The 19,137-nt window shown below is 50.7% G+C and carries 17 protein-coding genes; 3 read left to right on the top strand and 14 right to left on the bottom strand.

Features of this window, described 5'->3' with window-relative positions; translation table 11 throughout:
• The first annotated feature begins 15 nt into the window (after window positions 1-15).
• The gene (locus MKY64_RS32040; RefSeq protein WP_340957883.1) at window positions 16-1,086 is read left to right on the top strand and encodes an LLM class flavin-dependent oxidoreductase; all 1,071 of its coding nucleotides are present in this window, start codon (window positions 16-18) and stop codon (window positions 1,084-1,086) included.
• Between the two features lie 119 nt (window positions 1,087-1,205).
• Here the strand turns inward: MKY64_RS32040 and MKY64_RS32035 are convergent, their stop codons facing one another.
• The 5 genes from MKY64_RS32035 to MKY64_RS32015 all read right to left on the bottom strand — a co-directional run bounded on the left by MKY64_RS32035 (window position 1,206) and on the right by MKY64_RS32015 (window position 5,824).
• Entirely contained in the window at window positions 1,206-1,694 is a 489-nt protein-coding gene (locus MKY64_RS32035) for a cysteine hydrolase family protein (protein WP_340957881.1), read from the bottom strand.
• A gap of 149 nt (window positions 1,695-1,843) precedes the next feature.
• Window positions 1,844-2,698, bottom strand: a complete 855-nt coding sequence (locus tag MKY64_RS32030) for a carbohydrate ABC transporter permease (protein WP_036730471.1) — start codon at window positions 2,696-2,698, stop codon at window positions 1,844-1,846.
• A 3-nt stretch (window positions 2,699-2,701) separates the two neighbouring features.
• On the bottom strand, window positions 2,702-3,673 hold the full coding sequence (locus MKY64_RS32025; protein WP_036730473.1) for a carbohydrate ABC transporter permease: 972 nt from the start codon (window positions 3,671-3,673) through the stop codon (window positions 2,702-2,704).
• Window positions 3,674-3,735: 62 nt separating this feature from the next.
• Complete coding sequence (locus tag MKY64_RS32020) at window positions 3,736-5,157, bottom strand: ABC transporter substrate-binding protein (protein WP_340957879.1); 1,422 nt, start codon at window positions 5,155-5,157, stop codon at window positions 3,736-3,738.
• A gap of 187 nt (window positions 5,158-5,344) precedes the next feature.
• Window positions 5,345-5,824, bottom strand: coding sequence for a site-2 protease family protein (locus MKY64_RS32015; RefSeq protein ID WP_340957878.1), 480 nt, complete (start codon window positions 5,822-5,824; stop codon window positions 5,345-5,347).
• Window positions 5,825-6,088: 264 nt separating this feature from the next.
• Here MKY64_RS32015 and MKY64_RS32010 point away from each other — a divergent pair, with 264 nt between their 5' ends.
• Entirely contained in the window at window positions 6,089-8,743 is a 2,655-nt protein-coding gene (locus MKY64_RS32010; protein WP_340957877.1) for a cation-translocating P-type ATPase, read from the top strand.
• A gap of 78 nt (window positions 8,744-8,821) precedes the next feature.
• On the opposite strand, the gene MKY64_RS32005 is transcribed toward MKY64_RS32010, so the two are convergent.
• The 5 genes from MKY64_RS32005 to MKY64_RS31985 all read right to left on the bottom strand — a co-directional run bounded on the left by MKY64_RS32005 (window position 8,822) and on the right by MKY64_RS31985 (window position 14,886).
• Complete coding sequence (locus MKY64_RS32005; protein WP_339251484.1) at window positions 8,822-10,648, bottom strand: APC family permease; 1,827 nt, start codon at window positions 10,646-10,648, stop codon at window positions 8,822-8,824.
• A gap of 289 nt (window positions 10,649-10,937) precedes the next feature.
• On the bottom strand, window positions 10,938-11,873 hold the full coding sequence (locus tag MKY64_RS32000; protein ID WP_339257632.1) for a metal-dependent hydrolase: 936 nt from the start codon (window positions 11,871-11,873) through the stop codon (window positions 10,938-10,940).
• 114 nt (window positions 11,874-11,987) lie between these two features.
• Window positions 11,988-13,058: a hypothetical protein gene (locus MKY64_RS31995; RefSeq protein ID WP_339251486.1), complete on the bottom strand. Its 1,071-nt coding sequence runs from the start codon at window positions 13,056-13,058 to the stop codon at window positions 11,988-11,990.
• A gap of 208 nt (window positions 13,059-13,266) precedes the next feature.
• On the bottom strand, window positions 13,267-14,013 hold the full coding sequence (locus MKY64_RS31990) for an SAM-dependent methyltransferase (RefSeq protein WP_339251488.1): 747 nt from the start codon (window positions 14,011-14,013) through the stop codon (window positions 13,267-13,269).
• A 207-nt stretch (window positions 14,014-14,220) separates the two neighbouring features.
• The gene (locus MKY64_RS31985) at window positions 14,221-14,886 is read right to left on the bottom strand and encodes a VOC family protein (RefSeq protein WP_339251490.1); all 666 of its coding nucleotides are present in this window, start codon (window positions 14,884-14,886) and stop codon (window positions 14,221-14,223) included.
• Between the two features lie 181 nt (window positions 14,887-15,067).
• Between MKY64_RS31985 and MKY64_RS31980 the strand changes: the two genes are divergently transcribed.
• Window positions 15,068-16,459 (top strand): hypothetical protein, encoded by a 1,392-nt coding sequence (locus MKY64_RS31980; protein ID WP_339251492.1) that lies wholly within the window; start codon window positions 15,068-15,070, stop codon window positions 16,457-16,459.
• Here the strand turns inward: MKY64_RS31980 and MKY64_RS31975 are convergent, their stop codons facing one another.
• From MKY64_RS31975 to MKY64_RS31960, 4 genes are all read right to left on the bottom strand, one after another.
• Entirely contained in the window at window positions 16,460-17,215 is a 756-nt protein-coding gene (locus MKY64_RS31975; protein ID WP_339251494.1) for a class I SAM-dependent methyltransferase, read from the bottom strand.
• Between the two features lie 14 nt (window positions 17,216-17,229).
• A complete protein-coding gene (locus MKY64_RS31970) occupies window positions 17,230-17,478 on the bottom strand; it encodes a hypothetical protein (protein WP_076081789.1) in 249 nt (82 codons plus the stop codon).
• A gap of 37 nt (window positions 17,479-17,515) precedes the next feature.
• Window positions 17,516-18,625, bottom strand: a complete 1,110-nt coding sequence (locus MKY64_RS31965; protein ID WP_339251497.1) for a WG repeat-containing protein — start codon at window positions 18,623-18,625, stop codon at window positions 17,516-17,518.
• A gap of 187 nt (window positions 18,626-18,812) precedes the next feature.
• On the bottom strand, window positions 18,813-19,136 hold the full coding sequence (locus MKY64_RS31960) for a hypothetical protein (RefSeq protein WP_339251499.1): 324 nt from the start codon (window positions 19,134-19,136) through the stop codon (window positions 18,813-18,815).
• Window position 19,137: the final 1 nt, after the last annotated feature.

The following is a 19,137-nucleotide window of genomic DNA, read 5'->3' as shown; positions in this document are numbered from 1 at the left end:
AAGGGGCGGATGAACATGGCCGATGAGAAGAAGATTATGGAAATAGGAATAAGCACGTTTTTGGAAACTACACCTGACCCGGTGACGGGGGAGACAATCAGCCATGCAGAACGGCTGCGGGAAGCTGTCGAGGAGATTGTGCTCGCTGACCAAGTGGGCCTGGACGTATATGGAATAGGCGAGCATCACCGTAAGGATTATGCAGGGAGTGCCCCGGCTGTAGTCCTCGCCGCAGCGGCAGCGACAACCAAGCGGATCAGACTGACCAGTGCGGTCAGCGTCTTGTCTTCGGATGACCCGGTGCGGGTCTATCAGGCGTTCGCTACGCTGGACGGCCTCTCGAACGGCCGGGCAGAGATTATGGCCGGACGCGGTTCCTTCACTGAGTCCTTCCCGCTGTTCGGTTACAGTCTGGAGGATTACGATGAATTGTTCGAGGAGAATCTGGAGCTGCTGCTGGCGATTCGCGCCTCCGAGAAGGTCACCTGGCGCGGCGGACATCGTCCGGCGATTCACAATCTGCCGGTCTATCCCCGTGCCGTTCAGGACCCGCTTCCTGTCTGGATCGCCAGCGGCGGCAACCCTGAATCCGCTGTACGGGCTGGAACCCTTGGTCTGCCTATCGCCTTCGCGATTATCGGCGGAATGCCGGAGCGGTTCGCTCCGCTAGTGAACTTGTACAAGGAGGCCGCAGCACGCGCCGGACATAATCCGGATAAACTGCAGATCGCCACACACTCCCACGGCTTCGTAGGTGAAACTAACGACCAGGCTGCGGCCTTATTCTACCCGTCCACCCAGGCACAGATGAATGTCATCGGCCGCGAACGGGGCTGGGGCGGAACCTACAACCGCGCAGCCTTCGACGATGCCCGCAGCTTACGCGGAGCACTCTATGTAGGTGACGCAGAGTATGTCGCCGAGAAGATCATTCTGCTGCGTAAGAATCTCGGCGTGACTCGGTTCTTCCTGCATGTGAATGTCGGCTACATGCCGCACCGCGAGGTCCTGCGTGCCATCGAGCTGCTAGGCTCCAAGGTTGCCCCTATCGTGCATGCGGAGTTAGCCCGTACTGAGGGGAAATAACTGCACGCAAGCACAGCAAAGCATACCCAAAACACCTCAAGGCCCATTCGGCGCCGGAGGTGTTTTTTGGTGACATCATCTCAAACTTCCCATCTTATCGTCCGGCGTTCCTTCTCCACCTAAGATTGCACCAGTACCTCAATCACAGGATACGAAACCAGATTCCGGTCCCTGTACGCCGCCGTGATTACATCCTGATGAGAGCTTAGAATCCCATTTTGCAGCAGCACCGCCTTGATTCCCCTTTCGGCAGCCCCGTTATAGGTGAACAGAACGCAATGCTCGGCGGCATAGCCGGAGAGAATCAGCAGATCGATGCCTTGCTCCCGCACAAGCTTGTCCAGATCCGTCTTCCAAAAGGCATTCGAGTATTCCTTCTTCACGTTGAAATCCGTCTCCTGAATCTCAATTCCGGGGATGATCGCGAACTTCGCTTCCTCAGAGGGCTGCATCCCTTCAATGTCCTGAATATGAATCACGGCATGGCCCTTGGCCCGCAGCAGCCCGGAGACATAATTGATATACTCGCAGGCACGGTCAATCTCCTTCTGCTCCACCCCGCTGACATGGACCTCTTGAAGATCAATAATTAACAATCCGATTTTCACTCCTGCTTCCCCCTATCCGCTGATCCTTCCACCTTACCTGATGCCGGCTATTCATTCAACCAACCGCATACAAAAAACTGCAGTAGAATGATCCACCGGAATGGACCTTCTCTGCAGTATGGTTTGTCTTCACAGCTATCCTGATCCGGTTATTCTTTGACTCCGCCCAGTGCTACACCTGCGATAATATAACGGGACAGCAGGAAGTAGACTACGAACAGCGGCAATGCGGTCAGCGCCAGCCCCATATAGATGGAGCCGAATTCCGTCTTGTAGATATCCCCGCGCAATAAGCTGACCATGATAGGCATCGTATATTTCTCCTTCTGAGTAAGGAGGATTAACGGCATGAACAAGTTGTTCCAGTTGGCTACAAAAGCAAAAATGGCTTGTGTCGCAATGGCCGGCATCATCAGCGGCATAATAATCCGGTTAAAGGTACGGAACTCTCCAGATCCGTCTACACGTGCTGCCTCTACGATCTCAATGGATAGTGTAGCAAGCAAATATTGACGCATGAAGAACACCACTGCCGGCGCTGCAATGGCCGGCAAGATCAGCGGAAGGAAGTTGTTGGTCCAGTGCAGCTTATACATGAATTGATAGAAGCCGATCGCACTGGCTTGGGAAGGAATCATCATCACGCACATAATGAAGGTGAAGAACGCGCCCCGCAGCTTCCAGCTGTAGGTTACCAGTCCGTAAGCAGCCAGTGAGGAGAAGTAGACCGTACAGAGCGTTGCACCGCTGGCAATAATGAAGGAGTTCATGAAGCCCTGCAGTGGATCAAAGCTCTTGTCGAGCAGCACCTTCAGATTGCCCATCATGTGGCTCGAAGGGAGCAAGGAGAGTCCGCTCTGAATCTCCGGTGTAGAGCGTGTAGCGTTCACGAACATAATCCAGAACGGCAAAATGCTGAGTACTGCCAAAGCGATGCAAACCACGTAGATAATCGTCTTGTTTACAGTTTGGGTGACTTTACTGCTTTCCCGATTCTTCTCCATGGATTACACCTCCCTAGCCGCTGCCTGGGCAGCATTTCTGTGTGTTTGTTTTTGGATCTTCTTCAACTTGGCTGCGTCCCGGTCACGCATCACGTAGAACAGGAGGCCGGACAGTACAGCAGAAATCAGGAACATGATCATACTCGCGGCTGCAGCACGGTTATACATGTAACTGCCCTTGAACGCCTGCCCGTAGATGAACATGGACGTAGTAAGCGTAGAGTCATCCGGTCCGCCCGCCAGGAATAATTGCGGAATATCGAACATGGTCAGACCGCCGACCATTGAGGTAATCAGGGTGAACAGCAGGATGGTACGCAGACTCGGCAGGGTGATCCGGAAGAAGGTCTGGAACCCGTTCGCGCCGTCAATCGCCGCTGACTCGAACAGCGCCGGGTTAATCCCCATTACGCCTGCAATCAGGACGATCATCGTGTTCCCGTACCACATCCAGAACTGGATGAAGGCGATAATGCCGCGTGCTGTCGTCTTATCCTGCAGGAAGAAGATTGGAGAATCACTCCAGCCCAGCATCTGAAACAGGCTGTTGACCGGACCCATAGGATATGCGAACAATGTACTGAACAGCACGGCAATCGTACTTGCAGTGATGATATTCGGCATATAGAGCAGAACCTTGAACAAGCCTTGTCCTTTGACGTTCAGACGCTTGTTCGTGAACCAGGCGGTCAGCAAAAGCGCAAGGGCCATCTGCGGAATAAAGTTGGTAATCCACAGGAGGAAAGTATTGATCAGGGACTTGCGGAATGAAACATTATCGAACAGGAGATCCTTGAAGTTCTGGAACGGGTTATCAAGGATATGTATAGGCTTCGGAATGAGCCCCTTCATATCCGTGAACCCGATGACTGCTGTATACAGAATCGGGTACAGCGAAAAAATCAGAAAGGCAAGTACAAATGGAAAAGTAAAGATATAGCCGAATTTCGCATAGCTGACATCCTTGCGGCGCATGCTCTCACCTCATTAGTTGATTATAGGGGCGGGGATAATCCCCCGCCCCCTTCGAATTCCTCTTATTCGCTTTCAATACCCAGCTGGTCTTTGACTTGCGACTTGAAGGTTTCGATTGCTTTTTCCTTGGTCTTATTGCCTGCAGTGTACTCACGTACCTGTTCGCGCCAGGCTTTGTTAATCGTTTCATCGAATTGGGTCAGGTTCTTACCTGAAGCATTCGCGTTGGCCGGAACGAAGACGTCGAACATGTTCTGTCCGCCGAGCAATGGAACTTCACCATTGGACTTGGACATCACCACAGAGGAAGCTACGCTATCCTTCGTGCCTTGTTCGCCTGCTTTCATCGTACCGTTAGCCCAGTAATACTGGAGGCCCGTCTCAGAACTGTCGAGTGTAACCCATTTAACGAAGTCTGCAACGGCTTGCTTCTTCGCTTCATCCTTGGTTACTTCGGCATTGGCCAAGAGCCAAGTACCGCCCCAGAAGAAGCCTGTGGTTGGTTCAGTTACAGCCCAGTCGCCGTTGGTATCCTTCACCTGACCGTTCATCACGTAGTTGATGAGCCAAGCCGGACCGAAGAATCCGAAGATAGGTTGAGCGCCTGCACCGGACATATCGGCATACCATGCTTCTGTCCAGTCTGTTGTATCGTTATGATAGCCGTTGTCTTTCAGCTTCTTGGAGAGATCCATGAATTCTTCACGCTTCGGATCGATGTGCAGCTTGCCGTCCACGATCCAGCCCTTGTCCGAGCTATTCTCGATCGGGTGCCAGATATCACCGTCGCCGGATACGATACCATAGCCTTTAGCCTTCAGCTTCTTCGCTGCATCGAAGAATTTATCCCAGCCGGGCCCAACCTCTGTTTTGATCTTAGCCGGATCATCGGTTCCGAAGACATCCTTGGCAATGGAGCGGCGATAGATGAAGGCACCGCCTGTAGCCTGGTAACCGAGGCCTTTCAGATGACCATCAAGGCTGCTGCCGATATCTACAGAATACTGGGCGATGCCAGCATCTTTTACCATTTGATCATCAAGTCCGAGGTCTGCATAATTCGCAGCATAGGTGGATGCATCGCCTTGCGTGTATTTAAGTACAAATGCGGATTCCGCTGCGTAAATATCCGGGGCATCCTTCCCGCCGCCTGCCAGTGCCTGGTCAAGTGCAGGCTGATAAGCACCGTCTGTAGTTGCAATTACCGTAGTTTTGAATTCTACATTCGCATCAGGATGCGCTTCCATATACTTTTTGGTCATGTTCGGAATTTCATCGGTGAAGCTCCACAGATTGATCGTTACCTTCTCACCGCTACCAGCTGGAGCTTTGGTGGCCTCTGCAGCATTCGATGCGGTCGGAGCCGTTGTCGCGGCTGCGCCGGATGAGCTGGACTCCGAATTCCCGCCGCCGCATCCTGCCAGAGCAGATGACATCACGAGTACTGTTGAGAGCCCCGTTAAAACACGCTTCATACTTTTCATACTTTGCCTCCCCTTTTATATTCATCCTCGGTTTTTTGTAACCGCCTTCATATTATAGTGCTTGTCTCTCCCCCGCATAAGGAACCCCTCATTGGGAAAAATACCACTATTTATGGGTTTTGCTCTAAAAAGTACAAAAAAGACGCTTGGGCTATATGCCGAAGCGCCTTAACACATAGGAGAAGAATCATTCGTGATGGATCTCTCTACTCTTAATGATTCTTGCCAGAAGCAGGCCGTCGCTAAAATAGTATGCCTCATTCCTGGCAATGATAGATGGGTATAGGTTGACTGCAATGGTCCAGCCGTTCAAAACGAGGAAAATCAGCGGAAGGAAATAGTTGTCTGCGTTGCCGATTCCCATTGTAATATAAGCCAAAGACATTGCAGCAAGCTGGAACAGTACCCCGCCAAGAGCAAATATGGAAGAACGCAGCCTGCTGACCTTGTCACTGCTCCCCATAAGCGTTAACCCGCCGAAGCCATAGCAGAAAATAAATAAAGTTCCGCCAAAAGAGACCTGCCAAAACGGCTTTCGTTCTCCAATGGTTACTAATGGTACAGGATAGCCCACGAGTTTCCCAGCCAAATAATGCCCAAGTTCATGAATCAATGTGACCAGATATTTTAACAATGTCACCATAACCGTAAGGAACACCGTATTCACCACTGACGGCTCCTTAATGGATAACAGGAGAATAAAGACGATAAACAGCATCACATATGCAAATGTCCGATTCAAGCAGAACCCTGCCTTTACGAAATATTTTTCACCATTAATGAATAATTATCTGCATTCATTCTATCTAACTATGGCCTATTGGGGTATAAGTAATTAGCCGCCCGAGCTGAGAATGCTGAAACTTGTCATCATTCCTAACGTAGATTTGAACCATACAGAAAAGAAACACGGGAGAGGAGCTTGTACCTGATGGAGTATTACCGCCGCAATAGTTCAGACACCCTGGAAGAAGTCAACAGTTCCGCAAGCGGGCTGACGTCTGCTGAAGTAGACAACCGGCTGGCCAAGGAAGGCTACAATGAGTTGAAGGGCAAAGCAAAGGACCCGCTATGGAAGCTGTTTCTGGAGAATTTCAAAGATCCTATGGTCATTGTGCTGCTCATCGCGGCTACAGTCCAGATCGTAATGGGACATATTATGGAATCCGTTATCATCTTCGTGGTGCTGATTCTGAATGCTGTAATTAGTGTGGTGCAGACCCGGAAAGCAGAGAGCTCACTGGACGCCCTGCGCAAAATGTCCGCACCCGAAGCCAAGGTCATGCGGGACGGGGCCTTACTGTCGATTCCGGCAAGGGAACTGGTCCGGGGCGACATCGTCTTCCTGGAAGCTGGCGATTATGTGCCTGCGGATGGACGGATTATTGAATCCGGGAGTCTGCGGATTGATGAGGGCATGCTGACCGGCGAATCCGAAGCCGTGGATAAGCATACCGACCCGATCCTGCAGGAGGCTCCGCTGGGCGACCGGCGCAACATGGCCTTCAGCGGCTCGCTGGTCGTCTATGGCCGGGGAACGCTGGTCATTACAGGAACGGCACTCGGCACCGAGCTAGGGAAGATTGCCGGGCTGATCGAGAGTGCCGAAGCCAAGCAGACGCCCTTGCAGCGCAAGCTGGAGAGCTTCGGCAAAAAACTGGGGATCGCCGTCCTGTTGCTGTCGGTGCTGATCTTCGGCATTCAGGCCGCACGCGTCTGGCTCTCGAATGACACGGTGGACACCACCGAAGCCATCCTGAATGCCCTGATGTTCGCTGTAGCAGTAGCCGTTGCCGCTATTCCCGAGGCATTGTCTTCTATCGTAACCATTGTACTCTCCGTGGGCACGAACAAGATGGCCCGGCAGCATGCCATTATCCGTAAGCTGCCTGCTGTAGAGGCACTCGGATCAACGAGCGTCATCTGTACGGACAAGACCGGGACGCTGACCCAGAATAAAATGACGGTTGTCGATTATTTTCTCCCCGGAGGGCCAGAAGAGCAGTTCAAGCTGAAGGCCGATGACTGGTCGGAGGAAGCCCGCAAGCTGCTGCATATTGCCGTGCTCTGTAACGATTCCAATATTAATGAGGAAGGCAAAGAGCTGGGCGACCCGACCGAGGTAGCGCTGATTGCCTTCAGCAACAGCAAGGACAAGGATTACCGCGAGATCCGCGATAACTTCCCGCGCGAGGCCGAGCTGCCGTTCGACTCTGAACGTAAGCTGATGACTACACTGCATACGTTCGAGGGGCAGAAGGCCCTGCTGACCAAAGGCGGCCCGGATGTCCTGTTCAGCAGATGCTCCCATGTCCTGCTGGAGGGCCAGGAGGTTCCGCTGACAGCGGAGGTCCTGGAAAACTTCAATGAAGCGAACGAACAGTTCTCCGGCAGAGCGCTGCGCGTGCTTGCTTATGCCTATAAGAACGTGCCGGACACAGTGACTGAGGTGGGCCTTGACGATGAGCAGGATCTGGTGCTGGTCGGCCTGTCGGCGATGATTGACCCGCCGCGCGAGGCTGTATATGGCTCCATTGCCGAGTCCAACAAAGCCGGTATCCGCACAATTATGATTACCGGGGACCATAAGACTACCGCCCAAGCGATCGGCCGCGACATTGGGCTGATGGCAGAGGATGAGATCGCCGTCACCGGCCAGGAGCTGGATGCCATGTCCGATGAGGAGCTGGACAACAGGCTGGAACAGATCGGCGTGTATGCCCGGGTCTCTCCGGAGAACAAGATCCGGATCGTCAGGGCGTGGCAGCGTAAGGGCAAAATCACCGCCATGACCGGGGACGGCGTCAATGATGCCCCGGCACTGAAGCAGGCCGATATTGGGGTTGCGATGGGCAGCGGAACCGATGTCGCCAAGGATTCGGCAGCTATGATCCTAACGGATGATAACTTCGTATCCATCGTCAATGCGGTGGCCGTGGGCCGGACGGTGTTCGATAACATCAAGAAGGCGATCGCCTATCTGTTCGCGGGCAATCTGGGTGCGATTATCGCCATCCTGTTCGCTCTGATCTTCGACTGGATCAATCCGTTCACGGCCATTCAGCTGTTATTCATTAACCTGGCGAACGACTCCCTCCCGGCGATTGCGCTGGGCATGGAAAAGGCCGAGCCGGATGTAATGAGCCGCAAGCCGCGGGACATCAGCGAGGGCATTTTTGCAGGCGGGATGATGCAGGCAGTGATCACCCGCGGTCTGCTGATCGGGATTGCCGTGATTATCTCCCAGTATATAGGGCTGCAGCATTCGGATGAAATGGGGATTGCGATGGCCTTCACCACGCTGATTCTGGCGCGCACCCTGCAGACCTTCGCTGCCCGCTCCAACAGCCAGACCTCTGTGGAGGCCGGCTTCTTCAGCAACAAATATGTAATCGGCGCGGTCTTGATCTGCTTTGCCTTCTACGGCATTGCGGTCCTGCCAGGTGTCAGAGAGATCTTCTCGATCCCTGCCACCTTCGGGATGAACCACTGGCTGACCGCCACCGGACTCGCCCTAGGCGCAGTCATTGTGATGGAGCTGGCGAAGCTGATCCGCCGTCTGCTGCCTGCGAAGCAGGCTGCTTAAGCTAGGCTAAGTTAACGAACCTTAATAACAGCAAGAAGCCTGCATTCCCGGCATGGGGTGCAGGCTTTTTATAATCCATCACTTCTTCAAATGATAAGGCACTGTAGTGACAATCACATCGCTGCGGAACAGCAGACGGGCGCGTATCAGCAGACTCGATTGATTATGAAGGATATTATGCCAGCCTTTCTTCGGAATGAACTGTGGAATAATTACCGTTACCCTATGGTTCAACTCTGCGGCCTTCCAATTCACTTTATCAATAAACTTGGTCAACGGCTGTACAATGCTTCTATAAGGAGTATATAGGGTTACTAACCTTACGTCCGGCTGCCACTTTCTCCACTTCTCCTCGAACACCGCTTCATCTTCCCGCTCGAAGGGCACGTAGACGGCTATAATCTGCTGCGGAGACAGCGACTTGGCATATTCCAGGGAGTTCATCACGACATGAGTGATTCCGGCGACCGGCACGATAATCACATTGCCTTCAATCTTGATCGTTTCCTCACAGGTCGAAATTCTAAGCTGGTCCGCAATGGCCTCATAATGCTTATGAATCCGGTGGAACACCAGGAGCAGAATCGGCAGAAAGACAAATACCGGCCATACCTGAGTAAACTTGGTCATGAAGAACATCATCGTCACAACGAAGCTGATTAGAGCGCCAACGGTGTTGATGATGAACTTTTGCACCCAGCCCGCAGGCTTTTCACGTAGCCATTTCACCATCATCCCGCTCTGCGACAACGTAAAGGGAATGAACACACCTACAGCATATAAAGGAATCAGCTGCTCCGTTTTCCCCTCAAAGACATAAATCAGAACCATGGACAGAACACCCAATATGATAATACCGTTGGAGTAACCCAGCCGGTCCCCCCGCATGGTGAACATTCGCGGAATGAATTTATCCTTGGCAAGGTTCACAGCCAGCAATGGGAAGGCGGAATAGCCGGTATTGGCAGCCAGGATCAGGATTAATGCAGTCGTTCCCTGGATAAAATAGTACATCGCATTCCGGCCAAAGGTTTGCTCGGCAATTTGCGATACCACAGTGACGTCAGCACGGGGAGCAATCCCGTAATAATAGGCTAACACCACAATGCCTGAGAACATTACGGCCAGTAAAACTCCCATGGCGATTAAGGTTTTGGAGGCGTTGGACGCTTCCGGGCTTTTGAAATTCGGTATGGCATTGGAGATCGCTTCGACCCCCGTTAACGCAGAGCTCCCGGAAGAAAATGCGCGCAATAATAGAAATAGGCTGATCCCCGCTACCGGAGTACCCAGTGAGGTATGCAGTTCTGCCGGAACGTTACCTGACAAGATGTTGTACAGACCTGTACCAATCAGGATGAATAAGGCCAGGACGAATAAATAGACCGGATAAGCGAGGACGGAGGCAGATTCCGTGACCCCTCTTAAGTTCAAAATCGTGATCAGAAGCACAAAAGCAATGGCAATCACCACTTTATGCTCATGCAGGCTTGGAAACGCTGAGGTGATGGCATCCGTACCCGCCGAAATACTTACAGCCACCGTTAAAATATAGTCAACCAGCAGCGAACCGCCGGCTATTAACCCCGGATACTTGCCCAGGTTCTCCTTGGACACCACATAGGCGCCCCCGCCGTGGGAATAAGCAAAAATAATCTGCCGGTAGGACAGAATGAGCGCGGTCAGCAGGATCAACACACCCAGCGCAATCGGGATCGAATACCAGAAGGCGGCTGCCCCAATCGTAACCAGAACAATCAGAATCTGCTCCGGCCCATAGGCAACGGATGACAGCGCATCTGAAGACAGTATAGCCAGCGCTTTCTTTTTATTTAACTTTTGCTCTCCCAATTCACTGGACTTTAAGGGCCTGCCAATTAAAAATCGTTTTAAAAATGAAATCACTCGGTTTCACCACTCGCTTATTATTTGTAGGATCTTGGTTGTACCCCATCTGCTCCCATTCTCGGACACAACAAAAAGACCACAGAAGAATGTTCTGTGACCTTCAACATATCATGTCCGGCATTAATATAGCGTTAAGGATTACGCAAAGACATTAAGATTGCATTAAGATATTGAGGCTGGCTGATGGACCCATAGCCTCCGCTTGTTCAGCTTCAGGTGTGTCCCAGTCTAGCTTTTGAATAAGTGCTTGAATGTCCTCCACGCGCTCCCCCTACTTTGCAATAGTCTATTCCCTCTGTTCTTCCACCCAAGTTCCATCCTTATAGATGAAATAACGGGGATTCCCCTCCCGGTCGCGTGCAACAATCTCTCCGGCAGGCCCTTCCCCGCTCTCCTCCATCACTTCAAATGAAGCCTCATCCCCGGCAGGGAGCTTCCGGTATACTTGCTCCAGCCCGTCTTTTCCCGTCTTGCTGCGGACAACGTCACTCTTAACGGCAAAGATCATATTCAAGTCTAAACGGACCTCTCCGCCCAAGACAGGCAACACCCCAAGCACCCTTCGCTGGGAGTCGATGACGTCAAACCCCATTTTCCAAAAATCACTCAGCTTGTGAACCTGATAATCCCCGAGCGGATACACCTGAACGGCTGCCTGTGGAGTGAGTGTGAATTTACGCGGAAGCCCTTGTTCCAGTTGCATTAGCATGGCAAGCTTAAGACTGAGATACAGGACAAGAAACACAGCACAACCCGAACTAAGCACCCGTCTTCTGCCCAACGACACCGGAAGCACAAAACTCATAACCCCCACTAACATAGGCATCCAAACCGTAGGATCACCGAGATAGATCAAGGGCAGCCTATAAGCTTCGCTGGACAGCGGATAGACCAAATGGACCCCATGTCCCAAATAATCCACAAGAATATGCCCCAGCACACTCCCCGCTAGACACAGATATAACTGGGTATACGAATATTTTTTCAGCAGCAGCCTGAACAGGAACACAATCGGAACCATAACCAGCCCCATGACTATAATGGAGTGCGACCAAGGAGATACATACCTGTTCCCCAACAGATCTGGCACAATGCCCAGGAACGAGCTCAGTCCGAGCAAAACCACTTTTTCCTTAAAAGAAATCGCCTTGCGCATAAGCACAATCGATACAATAAAACTGCCCGTAAGCAGATGTGTAGCAATATGCATAGCCAATATCATAGACACCTTTAATCCCCCCGCTTTGGTTGTTAAGCTTCACTACTCAGAGCCTGGCAAGTTATAAACAAACGGAGCGGGGAAAAGGTTCATTTGCTATACAAAGATCACTTACACTCAGTTTAGATATGCTTTCCGGGCGTCCTCAAAAATAGTATCTAATTGTACCCTGGTGTAATCGTCTCCTTTAAACTGTATATCATCAGCAGTGCTCTTAGATTGAATGCCTTCACCCGCAGCAGGTACTTTACCATAAACAACGCCACGGATAATGTATACACCAGGATCAGTGAGGCTCTCTCTCAAAAACAGCAAGTATTCTTCATTTTCATTCATCAACTGATATCCAAATGTGCTGTAAACTCTTGATGAGTCGGCCGCTGCATTTTCTTGGACGGTGATGGTCTCCCCGCTAGACAACGTGTGACCGGTATTATTTCTAAATACATCGCTCAGTACAAATTTGGATAATGTGCGATTGTCAATAACCAATCCGTCCACATCTTCTTTTTTCAGAACTACTTCCTGAGCCCCTGCCTTCGTTCCCTTAACAACAATATCTGTTTGTGCATCCATTTCAGAAAATGTTCCGTAGCTAATGGCGCTACTGTTTGTAATGGCGTAAGGAATTGTTTTCGTACCTGCCTTATCTTGAACTGTTAATGGTTCAAGCGAAGCGGCCGCTCTCTCATAATCAGCCTGAGAAATGTCTCTAGCTGACTCCATACTGAAATGCAGTCCGCCTATTTCAAAGTATAAATAGGTTGCTCCATTCTCTTGAGTGATCCACTCCCCCGATACATTTTTAGAAAGCACAACTTTTTTAGTCGAAGCAATCTCGTTAGTTGGTTTAAGTTCTTCTCTGGATTGAGTGATTGAACCGCGAAAAAATACAATACGGACTTGATTGTCTTTAGCTTCAACACGATCCAGAAAATCATCGACACCTAATTCTACTGTAGGGATATAGACTTTATCTAATCCGGCTTTCTTAGCAGCTTCACTAATTTCATTTTTTTGTTCTGCGGTATAAGAGAACGGCTCGGCTTCTGTCATTCCTTCACCTTCATTATTGGCGGAATTTTCAGTTGCAGGAGTATTTGAAGATGAATTTACATTCTGACTGCATCCTGCTAATAAAGCACCAAGCAGCAAACCAATAAACACGACTTTCCTTTTGTAGTTCATGGAATATCCTCCACTTGTTGATTTGTCACCTCACCATAATAGACTGAACCGCTCTTCCAAAAGTTGCATAATCTTCTCAACTCAGTTTCTTTTTTAAAACTCTTTTCAGGTCCAGTAAACTAACTCAGACGGGCGCATATCAAAATACAGCGGCAGCCCTGGCCCCTTAAGAGTCCCGGCTACCGCTGGTTATTCACCACACTACTATTTACTTACGGCGGGCAACCATCATAATCTCCATACTGCCGAGCTGTAAAGGCTGTTTCCCGAATTGTCCTGCGGTACAGCCATATGCGGCCTCCACTACAAAGCCCTCACTAACCAGAAGCATCTGTAATTCCCGGAAGGTAAAAGCTGTGGTATAGATCAATACCTCTTTGGATTCGCCCTCGGGGCTGTGAACCTCTTCTTTATGGATTACGGTGCATGAATACGGGTCAAATAACGACTCATCCTGTATACGCCGGGCTAAGTTAAGTGCATTAATTACCGTAAGAACAAATAGAGAACCCGGCTTCAGCGCCCGATGAACTCCTTTAAGGACCTTCCGGTGATTCTCTTCACTGCCAGCCAGTCCAAAGGCCCCTTCACACAGACAAATTGCGCCATCGAATTCCTGATCAAACGTTAACTCGCGGGCATCCGCCACCAGAAATGCTGCCTGTAACTCTTCCTTCGCAGCTTCGCTATTCGCGTGCCTGATAAATTCCGCAGAAATATCCACGCCCACTGTTCTAATTCCGCGCCGAGCCAATTCCAGACTATGCCGCCCCGGACCACAGCCAATATCCAGGGTGCGGGTACCCTGCCGCAGATTCATTAACTCCATTAAAAAGTCTACTTCCTGCATCGTTCCCTGGGCGAAACCGAATGTCAAATACTGCTCCCGCATGAAATCTCCGATTGCTTCATAATGATCCCCACTGTACTCAAAGCCTGCTTGTGTATTCTTCAAAAGCTATCCCTCCGTATCTGTTGTGCCTACACGGAAGTGGATTGGCGTGACAGCTTAACCTCTTCCGTGTCCCGAATGACAACGTTCAGCCTGTCAGCGCATCTATTCATAAGTTCACTCGCTTTCCTTATTATGTAACTTCAGGGTAGACATTCGTAGCCGGGAAGTCAAAAGAAAGAACCGTTATACTCATTCTGTACGGTTAGCTTAACGAAGCCCCCGGACCTGCACCCCCTCTGTATCATCCAGCGTGATCTCACAAACAGCCGTCTTAATAGTTAGCGGATGCGGATAGGCTTCCTCCTGATCAGACATGAACCAGACCCGGCCTTGCTTCACAGCAATAATCAACCCGTGCTCGTCACCTGCAGCGGCGAACTGGCTATGGTAATCCTGCCAAGGAACAATCCCTACCCGAGATAGCTTAAGCAGCGCCTCCTCCACATCGGGTACAGGCAGCCCGATCTCACTTACACATAACAGACTGGCTGGAGAAAAGGCTCCATTGGCGGAATTGTTCAGATTGTGCCGGGCAATCAGCTCTACAATATTACCTGACGGATCATAGAAATAGATGGAATCGGCATTCCAAGACTCGAAGCGCACAACCTCCTGGCCCTCATTAGGAATGACAGACACCTTAGGAGTAAACCACCGCAACGCTTCATTGATCTGATTCTCAGGAATATTAAAAGCAAAATGATATTTCGGCTGTCTGCTTGGATCAGACTCATTGAAGGTTAGACTGGACTCTCCCGCTCGTACACTGAAGGATGCCCGATGTTCCTGGAATACCGCCAGCCCAAGAGTATTCTCATAAAAGTCTTTCATTTCTTTCAAGGAATGAGTCTGCATCTCTACTTCTCTTATCATCTAGGATCACCTCTGTTTGTGGCATATCACCCAAAGCTTTGCTTCCATGGTAGCCATGCAGAGAATGGAAGTCAAACCGGCATCTGCAACTTCTGCGCAGCAACCGCGTCCATAACAATATGGAAAATCTATCTATTCTCTGAAAACAATAGGACAATCGAACACAACAGGAGGTTTATGTATGCGCTATATGGCAGCAATTGTGCTGGCGGCGGCTTTGCTCTCAGGGTGTCAGGGGGCAGACAAGGCGGGCGTGAACGGCTCTTCCTCAGCTCCGCCCACAGCTTCCCCATCCATCGTATCACCCACAGCTGTGTCAGCCACCCCTTCCCCTTCAGCATCTTCAATCGAGGAAGAACCGCTGCTCTATATTGAGCAATTGAAAACTATCGGCGGAGGCGGACAACTGGTGCAGGTGAAATCCAACTTTGATATTGACCAGCGATCATTGGAGCAAGCGCTGAAAAATAGTCTACAGACCAGTGATCCCGAGACCGAATTCCGTTACACGCTGGAATGGGAGTCTCCGCGGTTTGTGCAAATCCGCCTGCATCTCGATGAGGGCAGTGTCTGGTCCGGGACGTTCAATCTGGACGAAGCCGTCACCACAGACGGGCGCAAGTATGCTAGTACAGAGCAGCCGTACCGTAACACGGTAGTGATTAGAGCTGCAGACGGTGAGGGCAGTCTGTTGTTCCAAGGCGTCACCTCCGGTACCCGGCGCGTAGTACCTGCCTGGAACACGGGCTGGATCAAGTCCATTCAGACCCGGGAATCGGTTGCCCCTTCCTATCTGTTCTACGGACAGGAGAAGCATCATCTGGTGCACGCCCTGACAGGCGAGGCGCTGGAGATTCCGGTTTTTGCTCAGGAGAAGGATGCCTACGGCAATGACTATGGTTACCATGAGATGTATTCTGACCGCTTCTATGGGGACTTTACTTATATGATCTCGGGCAATAAGACGCTGTATCGTGTAGACCTGAAGGGCTTCACCCGTACGAAGCTTCATGTATTCAGCAAGCCGGTCTACGGCATGTCCTCCTCGCCTGACGGCAAGCACATAGCTGTATTAACTGCTCATGACGAATACATTGGACCTGGGGCGGACCTGACGGTGCTGGATCAGAAGGGGAAAATACTGCATTCGCAGCAGAACGCCGCCTTCATCTCCCATAGTGACGGCTTCCTGTTCGTGTATTCTCTGACTTGGGAGGACGATTCAAATCTGATCCTTCCCGCAGACAGAGGTGAGCATAACCCGCTTGGACAAGTCCGTTACAACACCGGAAGCGGAACGTCCACGGTGATGCAGGATCAGCGGATCACGGACCAGCTAAAGAAGGATCTCGCAGAGCATGAGCGGCAACCGCATAATGACCTGTTGCTATCCGGGCTGATGTGGTCACCCGACAACAGATTCGCAGCCTTCCAGTCGGATACAGGAACCATACAGGTCTATGACACTCAGGAACGGACCTTTACGTTCATATCCGCAGGCACACTGCTGGGCTGGATGCCGGATGGAACGCTTGCCTGGGCGGATATTAAGGATCATGTGTATACCTTTTAACTATACTTCTCCCCAAAAAATCTCAGTCTCATATTCAAATGGAACCACACCGCCCTGATTATGCCTGTCAAATATATTCTGCAGCTCTGTCATCATCGGATTGTAATTCGGATGTCCGGGAACAGGGCTATAGGAGGAGGATAACAGCCGGCCGCTCAGACCCTCGAAATCGAACTCCTGAGTCATTTCAAACTGGCTTTTATGCATCGTATTCTCTTTAAAAAAAGAGACAAGCATCGCCTGAGAAATGTTTTTATGATTCACTTGTTCATAGTCGGTTCCGTAGGTGTGAAGCAGTTGATCGTACTCTTCACGAAATGAAGTACCGTTTGTAAGCCGGGAATTCCATATGAGTATGACTTTCCCGCCAGGCTGTAGTATTCTCCGGAACTCCGTTTGCGCGGCTTGCCGGTCAAACCAGTGAAATGCCTGCGCACAGACAATAAACTCAACCGACCGATCCGGTAACCCGGTAGCTTCCGCAGATCCTGATCTACTCTGGAAGCTCGGGTTGCTGTTGAGCCTTTGCTCTGCGGCTTCACGCATTGCCTGATTGGGCTCGACCGCGATTACATCGCTGCCGCGTTCCAGAAGCAGCTTGGACAGGCTCCCAGTGCCAGAACCGATATCTGCTATTTTACTGTTCGGGCGCAGACCAATATTGTCGTACAAATAATCAATAGCCTCTTGTGGATAGCTTGGGCGGTACTTCAAATAGGAATCGACCCGGTTCGAAAACCTTTCATCACTGTTCATCGCTGTTCACTCTCCTATTTTGTTTTCTTCGGAAAACCGTATACGAATAGTATCACACCAATTAACGTAAGGATTGGCACAAAGAGATTATCGAAGAAGCCTGCGATATGAGTTTTAGGCTGGACATCGTACATTTGCGCTTGGTATAACGCAGAAATTTCATAATTTCGAGCGATCAATGTACCTACACGCTCGATAGTGTAGATTAACGCGGCCGTAATCAGAAAGGCTGCCCCTAGTTTTCTGTATAAGTCGTTGCCCATTGAATATTATTGCCTCCTCTACCCTTGATTGATTTAGTTACGGTTTCACCACTCCGCCCGGAAGCTCGGAAGCCGGCGGCCAGACGATGGTTCCGCTGCGGTTCATGTACCCTCTGATTTCCTCGCGAGTATCTGGAACCAGCAGGGTGATTTCTGCCAGTTCGCCTTTAAAATCAGCGGCCCAATAGAGTTGCGGCTTAACCACGAAGCGTCCAGAGGTATTAATATAGCCGTACCTCTGCCCCGGGCTTGCCGGAGCCAGACCACCCTTGAACAAACCTCCAGCCGTGAATCCCTGAATGACCTTGGCGCCCTTCTTATTAATATAGAAGGTGGCTCCATTGCGCTCGACGAACGCCAGCCCTTCCGAGAAGGGTTGGGCCATGCTGAACTGCGGCTTAATCAGGTAATTGCCTGTTTTGTCGATGTAGCCGTATTTGCCGTTCACATACACAACTGCCGCCCCGCCGGAGAACGGTGTGGCGTAATCATACCTTGGGGTGATGCGAAGCTTGCCGGTGGTGTCGATATAGCCGTATTTGCCGCCAACGGCAAGTGTAACGGCCGCCATGCCTTCCGAGAAATCAGAAGTAAAGCTATATCTGTAAGGAACGATAAGCGTGCCCTTAGTGTTAATGTAACCCGAGGCTTTACCCATATTGACCCGGGCCAGACCTTCGGAGAAATTAAATGCCCGGACATAGATTGGCTGTATGGCCACCTTGCCTTGGCTATCGATATACCCGTACCGGGTCGCCGTGGCCCCGCCGGCGAGTTGAACCTTCGCTGTATACAGCGCGCGGTCATTATACAGAATGCCGGCATCTCTCAACTTGTATTCGAACAGCTTGGTGCCTGCTGAACTGAGATAATATTGCTTTTTAGCCGCATGGTCCTCGACATACACCGTCCCTCCGGGCATTCCTGAGTAACCATAACTATCATACACCGCTTCAATAACCACCTTGCCCTTGCCGTTGATGAAGCCGTATTTCCCGTTCACTTCAATTGGATATAATTGATCTGCTGTCTTGGCCTGCACAGTACCAGCACCGGCAGCCTGGGCCTTGTCCTGCGATGGACCCGCTATGCCTGCACTGAACACCATCGTCGTCATTAGTAGGGTTAAAGCCAGCTTTTTAAACACCTGTGGTTCACTCTCCTCAGAGGCTATTTTCCATTCTTTAGGTTAGACGGTGATTGTACCGGTTTTGTTGTGCATTGTTTGGAAAAATAATGAAGATCGATAGCTCGCCACAAAAAAGAGGGCTGCCCCTTGCGAATATGGCGCAGCTCCTTCAGGTCGAACTCCTCGCGGTCTCATAGATGAAGTCCTAGCGTTTGCATGAAACGGTAGCCACGAATTGAACCAATAGGATCAGGAAAAAAACGTTCCAAATGCTCGGAATAGATGCAATCGCGAAATAGAAGGAATAGGGTGCCAGCCAGATCAAAGAAATGGCCATAAGTAAGCGAAGACCACGCCAGATTGAAATGGCCATGACGGCTGAAGGTACAATGAGCATGAGGACCACAATCACTTGTGTGCTGCTGGATACCGCCTGCTCACTGTATGGGTTATCAAACAGAAACAGAAAACTTAGTCCAATACCCAGTAGGGATAAGAAAAAGGCTGACCACTTCACCCCAGGTCTCAAA

Source organism: Paenibacillus sp. FSL R7-0210 (genome assembly GCF_038009085.1).
Lineage (GTDB): Bacteria > Bacillota > Bacilli > Paenibacillales > Paenibacillaceae > Paenibacillus_AQ > Paenibacillus_AQ silagei.
The sequence above is the reverse complement of the archived record's forward strand: the minus strand, read 5'-3'. Positions and strand labels throughout refer to the sequence as shown.

Bases quoted from the DNA above. Each gene is read 5' to 3' on its own strand.
- MKY64_RS32000 (WP_339257632.1), bottom strand. From the start codon at position 11,873: ATGATATTGGCTATGCATATTGCTACACATCTGCTTACGGGCAGTTTT.
- MKY64_RS31975 (WP_339251494.1), bottom strand. From the start codon at position 17,215: ATGAACAGTGATGAAAGGTTTTCGAACCGGGTCGATTCCTATTTGAAG.
- MKY64_RS31970 (WP_076081789.1), bottom strand. From the start codon at position 17,478: ATGGGCAACGACTTATACAGAAAACTAGGGGCAGCCTTTCTGATTACG.
- MKY64_RS32025 (WP_036730473.1), bottom strand. From the start codon at position 3,673: ATGCGCCGCAAGGATGTCAGCTATGCGAAATTCGGCTATATCTTTACT.
- MKY64_RS31995 (WP_339251486.1), bottom strand. From the start codon at position 13,058: ATGAACTACAAAAGGAAAGTCGTGTTTATTGGTTTGCTGCTTGGTGCT.
- MKY64_RS31985 (WP_339251490.1), bottom strand. From the start codon at position 14,886: ATGATAAGAGAAGTAGAGATGCAGACTCATTCCTTGAAAGAAATGAAA.
- MKY64_RS31980 (WP_339251492.1), top strand. From the start codon at position 15,068: ATGCGCTATATGGCAGCAATTGTGCTGGCGGCGGCTTTGCTCTCAGGG.
- MKY64_RS32020 (WP_340957879.1), bottom strand. From the start codon at position 5,157: ATGAAAAGTATGAAGCGTGTTTTAACGGGGCTCTCAACAGTACTCGTG.
- MKY64_RS32010 (WP_340957877.1), top strand. From the start codon at position 6,089: ATGGAGTATTACCGCCGCAATAGTTCAGACACCCTGGAAGAAGTCAAC.
- MKY64_RS32030 (WP_036730471.1), bottom strand. From the start codon at position 2,698: ATGGAGAAGAATCGGGAAAGCAGTAAAGTCACCCAAACTGTAAACAAG.
- MKY64_RS32040 (WP_340957883.1), top strand. From the start codon at position 16: ATGGCCGATGAGAAGAAGATTATGGAAATAGGAATAAGCACGTTTTTG.